The 11,610-nt window shown below is 54.3% G+C and carries 10 protein-coding genes; 1 reads left to right on the top strand and 9 read right to left on the bottom strand.

What is annotated here, in order from left to right:
• From tyrS to JKK62_RS12025, 5 genes are all read right to left on the bottom strand, one after another.
• A partial coding sequence (gene tyrS, locus JKK62_RS12045; RefSeq protein WP_201428097.1) for a tyrosine--tRNA ligase occupies positions 1-516 on the bottom strand: 516 nt, incomplete at its 3' end.
• 36 nt (positions 517-552) lie between these two features.
• Positions 553-2,487: a YgiQ family radical SAM protein gene (locus tag JKK62_RS12040; RefSeq protein ID WP_494545960.1), complete on the bottom strand. Its 1,935-nt coding sequence runs from the start codon at positions 2,485-2,487 to the stop codon at positions 553-555.
• Between the two features lie 183 nt (positions 2,488-2,670).
• Complete coding sequence (locus tag JKK62_RS12035) at positions 2,671-5,436, bottom strand: FtsK/SpoIIIE family DNA translocase (RefSeq protein WP_243411840.1); 2,766 nt, start codon at positions 5,434-5,436, stop codon at positions 2,671-2,673.
• A gap of 25 nt (positions 5,437-5,461) precedes the next feature.
• Positions 5,462-6,442: an undecaprenyl-diphosphate phosphatase gene (locus JKK62_RS12030; protein WP_201428095.1), complete on the bottom strand. Its 981-nt coding sequence runs from the start codon at positions 6,440-6,442 to the stop codon at positions 5,462-5,464.
• A gap of 69 nt (positions 6,443-6,511) precedes the next feature.
• A complete protein-coding gene (locus tag JKK62_RS12025; protein ID WP_201428094.1) occupies positions 6,512-7,240 on the bottom strand; it encodes a ClpP family protease in 729 nt (242 codons plus the stop codon).
• A 201-nt stretch (positions 7,241-7,441) separates the two neighbouring features.
• Here JKK62_RS12025 and JKK62_RS12020 point away from each other — a divergent pair, with 201 nt between their 5' ends.
• Positions 7,442-8,716: a hemolysin family protein gene (locus JKK62_RS12020; protein WP_201428093.1), complete on the top strand. Its 1,275-nt coding sequence runs from the start codon at positions 7,442-7,444 to the stop codon at positions 8,714-8,716.
• Between the two features lie 74 nt (positions 8,717-8,790).
• Here the strand turns inward: JKK62_RS12020 and JKK62_RS12015 are convergent, their stop codons facing one another.
• From JKK62_RS12015 to JKK62_RS12000, 4 genes are all read right to left on the bottom strand, one after another.
• Positions 8,791-9,696, bottom strand: coding sequence for an NAD(P)/FAD-dependent oxidoreductase (locus JKK62_RS12015; RefSeq protein ID WP_201428092.1), 906 nt, complete (start codon positions 9,694-9,696; stop codon positions 8,791-8,793).
• Positions 9,696-10,001 carry a thioredoxin gene (gene trxA, locus JKK62_RS12010; RefSeq protein WP_201428091.1) on the bottom strand — a complete coding sequence of 102 codons (306 nt, stop codon included), beginning with the start codon at positions 9,999-10,001 and terminating at the stop codon, positions 9,696-9,698. Before trxA ends, JKK62_RS12015 begins: the two co-directional genes overlap by 1 nt.
• Positions 10,002-10,015: 14 nt before the next feature.
• Entirely contained in the window at positions 10,016-10,555 is a 540-nt protein-coding gene (locus JKK62_RS12005) for a glutathione peroxidase (protein WP_201428090.1), read from the bottom strand.
• 146 nt (positions 10,556-10,701) lie between these two features.
• Positions 10,702-11,259, bottom strand: coding sequence for a DUF6935 domain-containing protein (locus JKK62_RS12000; protein WP_201428089.1), 558 nt, complete (start codon positions 11,257-11,259; stop codon positions 10,702-10,704).
• Positions 11,260-11,610: the final 351 nt, after the last annotated feature.

Genomic DNA, 11,610 nt, shown 5'->3' with positions numbered 1-11,610 from the left:
TGACTGCATGATCATATAGTTGAATTCGAGGAAGCTGAGACCTCTCTCCATTCTCTGCTTATAGCACTCGGCAGCGAGCATTCTGTTTACAGAGAAGCAAGCGCCTACCTCGCGGAGAAGCTCCACGTAGTTGAGGTCGAGAAGCCACTCGGCGTTGTCGACCATAAGAGCCTTGCCGTCCGAGAAGTCGATAAAACGGCTCATCTGCTTTTTGAAGCACTCGACGTTGTGCTGAATCTGTTCCTTTGTGAGCATCTGGCGCATATCGGTACGTCCCGAGGGGTCGCCGATCATGCCGGTGCCGCCGCCGAGAAGCGCGATAGGCTTGTTGCCTGCCATCTGCAGACGCTTCATAAGACAGAGCGCCATAAAGTGACCTACGTGAAGGCTGTCGGCTGTGGGGTCAAAGCCGATATAAAATACCGCCTTGCCGGTATTTACCAATTCTCTGATTTCTTCTTCGTCTGTTACCTGAGCAATCAGACCTCTTGCAATGAGTTCCTCATATACTCCCATCAATCTAATCCTTTCTTACATTAATACATAATACTTTTATATTATAGCCTCTAATATTGTTTCGGTCAAGGCTTTTTTAGTTAAATTTGCATAATTAATTCGTGTAATCTCATTTTTTTCTCGAATAACGCGCGTACTTGTTTTTCTTCGGCTTCTTTTTCCCGCCATTCCCGCGGGCGCGGTGACAAGGCATTTTTTGCCGCTGCCTATCAGATCGCGCCGTCCGGTTTTGAGCAGAGCCTTTATCACGAGCGGCTTGTTCTCCGGGATAAAATACTGCAACAGCGCGCGCTGCATTGCCTTTTCGCTCTCGGACTTCGGCACGTAGACCGGCTCGAGGGTGAACGGGTCAAGCTCTGTATAGAACATCGCCGTCGAGATCGTTCCGGGCGTGGGATAGAAATCCTGTACCTGCTTTGGGTGGATGTTCTCAGCCTTACAGAACTGCGCAAGCTCGACCGCGTCCTTCAGACGGCAGCCCGGGTGGCTGCTCATCAGGTACGGCACGATGTACTGGTCTTTTTTCGCTTTGCCCGTCAGAGAATAGAACCTGTCGCAGAAGCGCTTGTAGACCTCAATATGCGGCTTGCCCATTTTGTCGAGAACCGCCGCCGAACAGTGCTCCGGCGCTACGCGCAGCTGACCGCTGATGTGGTACTTTATCAGCTCGGAGAAGAACTCGTCGCTCTCGTCCTCCATCAGGTAGTCAAAGCGGATTCCGCTGCGGATAAACACCCTCTTTATGCCGTCGAGGTTTCGCAGCTTCCGCAGCAGATCGAGGTACTCGACGTGCGAGACCTGCATATTCGGGCACGGAGTCGGCGCAAGGCACATGCGGTTTTTGCACAAGCCGTGCCTTTGCTGCTTTTCGCACGAGGGCAGGCGGAAATTCGCGGTGGGTCCTCCCACGTCGCTGATGTAGCCCTTGAAGTGCGGATTATCGAGAAAGCTCTGAGCCTCACGGATAACGCTCTCCTCGCTGCGGACGGTCACGGCTCTTCCCTGATGAAACGCCAAAGCGCAGAAGTTGCAGGCTCCGAAGCAGCCGCGGTTGTGGGTTATCGAGAACTCGACCTCGGCAACGCCGGGCACTCCGCCCTGTTTTTCGTAGCACTTTGGGTACCACCGCATATACGGCAGCGAATAGACCCGGTCGAGCTGCTCGGTATTGAGCGGCTGCATGGGCGGATTCTGAACCAGAATATATTTTCCGTGGCGCTGGATAAGGATTTTTCCGCGAACCGCGTCGGCTTCCTCAAGCTCGCGGCGCGCTGCGACGGCGTAATCGCGCTTTGATTCGCGCACACGCTCAAGCGACGGCAGCTCGACCGCCGACTTGGGAACGTAGTCCGTCGTCCTCACCTTGAAGCAGGTACCGCGGATATCCTGCAGCGCCTCCACAGGGTAGCCGTCATTAAGGCGCTTTGCGATTTCAACGGTTTGAAGCTCGCCCATGCCGTAGACGAGCAAATCTGCGCCGCTGTCAAAAAGAACCGACGGCATAACGCTGTCGCTCCAGTAGTCGTAGTGGGCAAAACGGCGCAGCGAAGCCTCGAGACCGCCGATGATTATCGGGCTGTCGGGATAGCATTCGCGGATTTTGCGGCAGTAGACCGTGACCGCGCGGTCAGGCCGTCTGCCTGTTTTGCCGCCTGCGGTATAGGCGTCGTCGTGACGTCTGCGCTTTGCGGCGGTGTAGTGGGCGACCATGCTGTCGATGTTACCTGCCGACACCATGAAGCCCAGACGCGGCTTGCCGAACCGCATAAAATCGCGCGTCGTTCTCCAGTCGGGCTGCGATAGAAACGCCACGCGCATTCCGCAGTCCTCGAGAACGCGCGTTATTATTGCCGCGCCGAAGGACGGGTGGTCGACATAGCTGTCGCCGCAGACATATACAAAATCAACGCTGTCCCAGCCGCGCGCTTTTACCTCGTCGGCTGTCATCGGCAAAAAAGCCATATTAATCACCCCTTTATCTGAGAGTTAAGAGTGGAGAGTTTAGAGTGGAGTTAAGTTTCGAAAAATATTCGGGTGCGGGTGTCCCGCCCAAAATTATTCATTTTTAAGTCTTCAGTTTTCAGTATTAATTAAATATTTTCGGGTGCGGGCAGCGCCCGCCATTAACTTAACTCTTAACTCTCCGCTCTGACATCAGTCTTGCTGATTCTGCATTGCGTTGCGGCGTTCTGCCCATTCGCTGTAGGTCATAAGAACGTCGCGCGGCTTGGAGCCCTGGTGAGGTCCTACCACGCCGAGCTGCTCCATGTCGTCTATCATTCGTCCTGCTCTCGCGTAGCCTACCTTAAGGCGGCGCTGCAGCATTGAGGTCGAGGCTTGTCCCGACTCGATTACGAACTGTATCGCTTCCTCCATCTTGGAGTCGACGCTGAGTCCGTCGTCGCCGCCGTCCGAGCCGCCCTTCTTGCCCTGAGCGATCTCCTCGGTCGCGATACGCTTGATGCTCTCCTCGATTTCGGCGTTGTACTCAGCCTTCGCGGACTTCTTGATATAGCCCGTTACGCCCTCGATTTCCTCCTCGGAGGCGTAGCAGCCCTGAACGCGTATCGGCTTAGGCGTACCTACGGGAGAGAACAGCATATCGCCGCGTCCTATGAGCTTTTCGCCGCCGCCCGTGTCGAGGATAGTACGGCTGTCCATGTTGGAGCTTACCTTGAGCGCGATTCGGCTCGGCACGTTCGCCTTGATAAGACCCGTGATTACGTTTACGGTGGGTCGCTGGGTCGCGAGAATAAGGTGCATGCCTGCGGCACGCGCCATCTGGGCGAGTCGGCAGATGCTGTCCTCAACCTCGCTGGGAGCCGCCATCATCAAATCGGCAAGCTCGTCTATCGCGATCACAACGCGGCTCATCCTCTCCTTGGCTACGGGAAGTCCGCCGACCTCCATAACGGGCTGGACAAGCTCGCCCTCCTCGTTCTCAACGGGAGGATTCTCGCGCATATAGCGGATATTTTTTTCTATCAAAGAATTATAGGAGTCGATATCCTTGCAGTCGTACTCCGAAAAGATCTTGTATCGGTTGAGCATTTCGTTGACCGCCCAGCCCAGAGCTGCGGCAGCCTTCTTTGCGTCGGAAACGATCGGCACAAGCAGGTGCGGAATGCCCTTGTACTTTGAGAATTCAACCATCTTGGGGTCGATAAGCAGCAGCTTGACCTCGTCGGGAGTCGCCTTGTAAAGAATCGAGATAAGAATCGAGTTTACGCAGACGGATTTACCTGAGCCTGTGGTACCGGCGATAAGCAGGTGAGGCATTTTGGCGATATCCGTTACCACGATGTCGCCCGAGATATCCCTGCCCAGAACGGCGGTCAGCTTGCTCTTTGAATTGCGGAAAACGTCGGAGTCGATAAGCTCGCGCATCGAAACCATGCTGACGACCTTGTTCGGCACCTCGATACCCACGGCAGCCTTGCCGGGAATGGGCGCTTCGATACGAACGCCGTTGGCGGCGAGGTTGAGGGCGATATCGTCGGAAAGATTTGTTATCTTGCTGATTTTAACGCCGGGAGCCGGCTGCAGCTCGTAGCGCGTTACCGACGGACCTCGGCAGATGTTAACGATTTTGGCGTTTACGCCGAAGCTCTGGAGGGTGTCGACAAGCTTGCGCGAATTCTGCTCAAGCTCCTCGCGCGCGCTGAGGTCGTTGTTGTTTTCGTTGAGGCGCAGCAGCTGGATGGGAGGATAGTGATATATCTTCTTTTCCTCGTGAGGCTGCTCAGCCCTGTAGCCTACGTTGTCGAACTCGGACGGCTCGGCGGCAGGCTCCGCAGGCTTTTTGGGCTGCCCGCGCTTAGAAACCGCAACGGGCACGGTCTCGGGGTCTGCCTGAACCGCTCCCTGCGATATGTGCTGCGAACGCTTCTCCTGCGAGATATCGTCGGCTATGTGGTCGACGGTCGAATCGGTGTTGTTGTCGTAGGAACGCTCCGCGCGGCTGATGATATTTATCAGGTCGGTCGAGAGGTCAAGCTCAGAGGCGTTGCCCTCGTTTGAATCGGAATAATCGACCTCGGTGTTGTTTATTTCAACCTTTTCCTCGGGCATGTCCTTACGCTTGCGGCGCTTCTTTTTGGGAGAATCGAGCGGAATGTCTATCGCGCCTGTGCCCGAGGGCGTATACTGCGGCAGGTCGGTCGCGTATCTGTCGGATATGTACTCCTCCTGCTCGCGCCTGCTGCGCTCCTCTTCCTCGCGCTGACGGCGGTACTCCATCTTCTCGCGGTAGCGGCGGCGCTGCTCCTCGCCTGCTCTTTTGGCGCGGTCCATTGTGCGGCTCGCGGCTCTCGCAACGTCCTTGACGCTGAGGTTGGTCAGGATAAAAATCAGCACAACGAGCACTACTATGGTGAGGATAAGCGCGACGGTGGTTCCGCAGAAAAACGCGAGCGGATAGCCCAGAATGCCGCCTATCATGCCGCAGACGAGCGGAATATAGCCCTTGTCGCCGAAGCCGTCGAGATAGAGGTTGCCGAGCGCCGCGAAGTAGTTCATATCCTGATGCTTCGCGCCGCCGACCATGTAGACGAACGCGCCTGCAACGAGGATGGTCAGCACACACAGCGCGACCTTTGCCTCAAAATGCGCGACGCAGCGCTCCTTCTCGTTCATCACGGTCATATAGATGAAAAACGCCGGAATAAGGAGCATTCCCAGACCGAAGATGCCGAAGAAGAACGAGCGGACAGCCGTCCAGACGTTGCTTCCGGGGATGAAAACCATTACGCCGAAGATTATCGCCAGCGCGACGTACAGTATCGATTTTATTCTCGGGCTGAGCTGAGGCTTTCGCTGCGGAGCGGTCCGCGCTGAGGTTTTGGCGCGTTTTGCGCGGCTCGGCGCGCCCGATTTTGATTTGGTTGTTGTTTTTTTGTTTGACTGCTTTTTTGCTGCCAAAGCTGTCACTCCTATGTTTTGTTTATCAGGCGACAGGTATCGGGAACAGGTTATTTCCGATGGGAGCGCCGGTAAAGAGGTTTGTGCCGTTCATGATCTCGATGACGGAAACTACGATAAGTCCTACGCCGACAACGGCGGTGTAGATCACAAAAATAATCATCTTGTCGGACTTGAGGAACCACTTGAAGATCCAGATAGCGAGGTAGCCGACCACAGCCGAAACCGCCATGCCGATAAGGGTGGGAACAAGCTCGATATTCGCCGCCGAGGGATTTTTGATAACGTCAACTCCCTCGAGAGCGGCTGCCGCGATGATCGCCGGGGTGCCGAGAACGAAGGTGTAGTCGAGCGCCTTCTGCTTGTTGATACCGCGCATTTCACCTACCGCGAGGGTGGAGCCCGAACGCGAGATACCCGGCAGAAGCGCCGCGGCTACCTGCATAAGACCAACGCAGAGCGCGTCGACTACCGTATAGCTCTCTCTGCCCTTTGCGCCCTCGGAGCTGCCCTTCATGTGCTTGAAGCTAACCTGAGAATTGCGCTTGTTGCAGATAATTCCGATAAACAGCAGTGCGCTTGTTACGCACAGCGAAACTGCGGTGACGATGAGCACCGGCGAGGCTGAGAAAACGTCCGCAAGATCCTTGAGCTTCATGCCTGTGCCGGGAATCGGGATAAACATGAGCACCAGAGGCAGAAGTCCGATGATGAGCATCATGATGAGGTTGCGCTCGTAGTTCATGTTCTTCCAGCTGAATTTGCCTGTGAAAATGTCCTTGAGCATGCGGAAAAACTCCACTATCAGGCTGCCGATGAGCTTGTGGTAAAACACGATTACCGCAGCAAGCGTGCCGATGTGAAGCATTACGTCGAAGAACAGGTTGCTCTCTCCGCTGACTCCGAGAACGTGCTGGGTGATCGCGAGGTGTCCGCTGCTCGATACGGGCAGGAACTCGGTAAGACCCTGAACGATGCCCTGGATCACCGCGTCTAAAATTGTCATATGTAACCTCCTAATTTGTCGGGCAAGCGCCGCTGCCGCGGAAATTGCGCAGTAACGGCGTTTGCGTTTTTACTGACTGATTATCAGTTCATACAGCGCGTCTATCGCGTCGGAAACCGTGCCGACGCTGTCTATCAGACCCTCGCGCACCGCGTCCTCTCCGTCGAGAATGGTGCCGACGTCGGTGACAAGCTCGCCCGTGTTGAGCACAAGCTCGCTGTAGCGCTCGGGTGTGACATTTGAATTTTCCACCACAAAGTTCGTTATCCTGTCCTGCATCCTGCGGAAATACTCGAAGGTCTGCGGCACGCCGAGAGTAAGTCCCGTTGTGCGCACGGGATGAACGGTCATTGACGCGCTCTTTGCGATAAAGCTGCGCTTTGCCGCCACCGCCAACGGTATTCCGATCGAATGCCCTCCGCCGAGAACGATGGATACGGTGGGCTTGCGCAGTCCCGAGATGACCTCGGCTATAGCCAAGCCTGCCTCTACGTCGCCGCCGACGGTGTTGAGCAGGATCAGCAGTCCGTCTATTCTCTCGTCCTCCGCTATCGACACGAGAAGCGGCAGGATATGCTCGTACTTTGTGGTTTTGCTGCGGTCGGAGAGCAGATAGTGACCCTCTACCTGACCGATTATCGTCAGGCAATGAATGATTTTGTCCTTATGCGCAAAGAGCATTGAGCCTGTATCCGGCAGCTGACACGGCTGTCTGTCGTCAGGCTCCGGTTCCGCTTCCTGTTCGCCCGGATTGCGTACAAATTCATCATCGCCGTTTCGCAAAAGCTTTCTGTTCATTTCGCACCTCCGGATTTATTTTTCCCGAAGCGCCGACGGTAATACATATGACTTTCGCGAAAACGATATGAAACCATTTTGTATTATATCATCAAACGCCATCTTTTTCAAGATTTTCACGTTATATTTCTAATAAATAATAATTATTTTACAGAATTATTGTACTATTATTGTAATTATACTATCTTGGAGTGAGTTTCTTTGGATTCCAACATAATAATGGGCGTCGTCATCGGTCTGCTCGTGCTTTTATCGGCATTCTTTTCGGCGACCGAAACCGCGTTTTCCTTTGTAAACCGCATTCGCGTTCAGCATGCGGTCGAAAGCGGCGACAAAGGCGCGGTAAATGTGCTCTACATTATCGAGCACTTCGACAACGCCCTGACAGCTATATTAATTTGCAATAATATTGTAAACCTCGGCTGCTCGTCTATCGCGACGGTGCTCTGTCTGCGGCTTTTCGGCGACATAGGCTCCGCTATCGCGACGGGAGCGACCACCCTGCTCGTTCTGACCTTCGGCGAGGTCATCCCCAAGTGTCTTGCCAAGGAGCACTGCGACGACTTTTCCGCTAAGACCGCGGGATTTCTGAAATTCCTCACCATCGTGCTCACGCCGCTTGTTTTCATCTTTATGAAGCTGCGCTCGCTCGCGCTGAAAATCGCGGGCAAAAGCGAGGACGCCCCGTCAGTCACCGAGAACGAGCTGAAATACATAGTTGAGAGCATCGAGGAGGAAGGCGTGCTCGAGGAGAGCGAAAGCGAGATGGTTCGCTCGGCGCTGGACTTTGACGAAACCACCGCCGAGGAGATCCTCACGCCGCGCGTCGACGTCGTTTTCATCAACATCGAGGACTCGCAGCAGAAAATCAAGGACATCATCATCGAGAACCGCTACTCGCGCATTCCCGTTTACGAGGAGACCATCGACAACATCGTCGGCATTCTGCACACGCGCGACTACCTTGAATCCCTCGCCGACGGCAAGGCTCCCGAGCTTAAAGAGATCATTCAGCCGCCGTTCTTCGTATTCAAGTCGCAGCAGCTCTCAAAAATCCTGAGCAACTTCAAGCGCACCAGAAACCACATCGCCATCGTCACCGACGAATACGGCGGCACCCTCGGCATCGTCACGATGGAGGATCTGCTTGAGGAGATCGTAGGCGACATCTGGGACGAGGACGAGGAGATCGAGCACAGCTACTACAAAATCGGCAAGGACGAGTTCCTTGTCAACGGCGACATCGAGCTTGACGACATGCTCGCGCTCTTTAACGTGGACGAAGGCTCGCTTGAGAGCGATTCGATCACCGTGGGCGGCTTTATTCTGGAGCACGCAGGTACAATCCCTAAAAAACGCGAGAGCATTGAGTCCGACGGCTTCCGCTTTACCGTGATGGAGGTTCAGAACCAGCGCATTATGCGCGTGGTGGTAAAGAAGCTCGAAAAGCCTGCCGAGGAAACCGACGAGGCTTGACCAAACAACCTAATTACCAATCATAAAAAAGCAGGAAAGGCTTGAGTAAAATCAGACCTTTCCTGCTTTGCCGTTTATTTGGAATTGATATAGTTTACCGCCGCCGTTGCAGCTACGGCTCCGTCGGCTGCTGCCGTCACGAGCTGTCGGACTTCTTTTTGACGGTTGTCGCCGGCTACGAAGATTCCCTCCGTCTTGGTGCGGCAATCCTCGCCTGCCACAGCGTAGCCCGAGCCGTCAAGCTCGATGACCGACGCGAAGTTTTGGTTTTCGGGGATCCTGCCGACGGCGACGAAGAGTCCGTCGACCTCCAGAGTGCGCTCCGCACCCGACTTGCCGGCTACCGTCACGGCGTTCAGCTTCTTCTCAAAGTGAAGCTGTTTTACCGTGCTGTTGAGCACAAGCTCCACGTTTTCGCGCTCTCTCAGAAGCGCGGCTGTCGCCTCCTCGCCTCTGAACGAATCGCGGCGGTGAATGAGATACACCTTCTCCGCGACCTCGGCGAGATACAGCGCGTCCTCAAGGGCTGTGTTGCCGCCGCCCACGACCGCGACCTTCTTCTTTCGGTAAAATGCGCCGTCGCAGGTCGCGCAGTACGAGATTCCTCTGCCGACGAGCTTATCCTCGTTCTCAACGCCTAACTTGCGGTTCTCGCTGCCCGTCGCGATGATCACCGCCCTTGCGGCATACTCGTTCTTCTTGGTGCGGACGAGCTTGTCCTCCGCCCTGTTCTCAATTTCGAGAGCCTTCTCAAACTTGAACTCCGCACCCAGCTCCTTTGCCTGATTGTAAACGCCGGTTGCGAAGTCGAAGCCCGAAACATGGGCTGCCGCAGGGTAGTTTTCGATATCGGGGGTGTTGATTATCTGTCCGCCGTAGCTGAGCGCCTCGAGGACGAGAACGGTCTTTGCCGCCCGTCGCGCGTAAATCGCGGCGGTCATGCCGGCGGGTCCCGCGCCTATTACAATGATATCATACATCAGAGCAGCTCCTCAAGCGCCTCGCGGGGTTTCAGACCGACGCTTCTGTCTGCCTCCATGCCGTCCTTAATCAGCACAACGCACGGGATCGCGCTTACGTCGAACTGCTCGGCAAGCTCGTCCTCCTCGTCGATATTGATCGAAACGACCTTTACGTCCTGTCTGTCGTCCGAGATTTCCTCAAGTATGGGTCTGAGCATTTTGCACGGTCCGCACCAGTTTGCGTAGAAATCCGCGAGAACCGGTCGGTCGGACTGTAATACTTCCTTCTCAAAGGTTGCGCCTGTAACTTCCAATACTGCCATCTTTATCCTTCCTTTCAAATCAGCTTTGCGATATCCGCTTCTATATCCTTTGGCGGACAGGTCGGGTTGTAGCGCTTAACCACGCTGCCCTCTCTGTCTACAAGGAACTTTGTGAAATTCCACTTTATGTCGGCTGCTGCCTTGGCGGTCGTGCTCATTTTGGCAATCGCCTTCATCGCGAGCTTGTTTTTAACGCCCTTTACCTCCTCGGTCGGCGCCTGCGCCTTGAGGAAGGTGTAGAGCGGAAGCTCGTTTTCGCCGTTTACCTCAGCCTTCGCCATCTGGTCGAACTGCGTTTTGAACCGCGCGGTGCAGAACTCGTGGATCTCATCGTCCGTACCCGACGCCTGATTGGCGAACTGGTTGCAGGGAATGTCGAGCACCTCAAAGCCCTTGTCGTGATACTTCTCATAGAGAGCCTCGATGCCCTCATACTGCGGAGTGAAACCGCAGCCTGTGGCGGTGTTGACAACGAGAACCACCCTGCCGCGCCAATCCGCGAGGTCAAGCTCGCCGCCTCTGCGTTTTTTTAGCTTATAATCGTAAAATCCCATTTCTCTGCCTCCTTTAATTGTGTTCAATTAGATTGTATCAAATCTAATTTCATTTGTCAATAGTATTATGCAAAAATTTTCGTAAAATAAACAAGAGGTCTGACGAAACCGCCAAACCTCTCCACTTGCGCTGTTTAATTGTATTGCTACGCCCACGGATTTGTGCTCTCGGGCGGTCTGATTCCGACCAGAATGAACTGCTCCCAAAGGTACCACTTGCCGTCCTTGGCGAGCCTGAGCTGCACCTGACGCGGACTGTCGGCTCCGCCCGAACGGATATGAAGCGTGGCGTAGTTCTCGTTCTGATAGGAATAGGGGTTTTCGCTGACACGGACGCGGTACGGCTCCGAGGGCAGGTAGTCGTTCTGCGGAGTCGCGCCCTCAAAGTACGATCGCGGAACATAGTCGCCGTCGCGGAAACGGTCTACGATAAAGCTCTTGTCGTAGCCGCTGAGAGGTCGCGGACCTCTGAGGTACTCGATCATCGAAAGGGACAAATCGGGGTCTTCGGGATAATAGCAGAACGCGAGCACCGTGAGCGCCGCGGTATCGAACGGCGTTTTCAGACGCGCCTGCGGAAGCGCGATGAACTCCTCAAAGCTCTCGGGAAGGCGGTCAAAAACGATTTCCTCGGTGCGGCTGCCGCCCGAAGAATAACCCGACGGCTTTTGAGCTGATTTGTTAACGCTGTCAAAAAGTCCCATCTGCCAATTCCTCCTTATATAGTTCTCATTTTTTACATCTATATTGTACAATAAAACCGCGCGAAAATCAACCGTCTAATCGAGAAACCCGAATTTATTCGCATATTAAGCCAAGTCTGCGCAAATCTGCGGCCGTGAACACGTAAAACACGCAGAAATTTTCAAAAGGGCGCATTTTAAAGAATAAAAAACACAAAAACACCTTGTAAACATTTTGAATTTATGTTACAATTTAAGAAATATATATCCATATCAAAAATGAAAGTGAGGAAAAACCCTATGGAAATTACCAAAGACATCCGCTATGTGGGCGTTAACGACCACAAAATCGATTTGTTTGAGGGTCAGTAC

The sequence above is a fragment of the Ruminococcus difficilis genome (assembly GCF_016680995.1).
The sequence above is the reverse complement of the archived record's forward strand: the minus strand, read 5'-3'. Positions and strand labels throughout refer to the sequence as shown.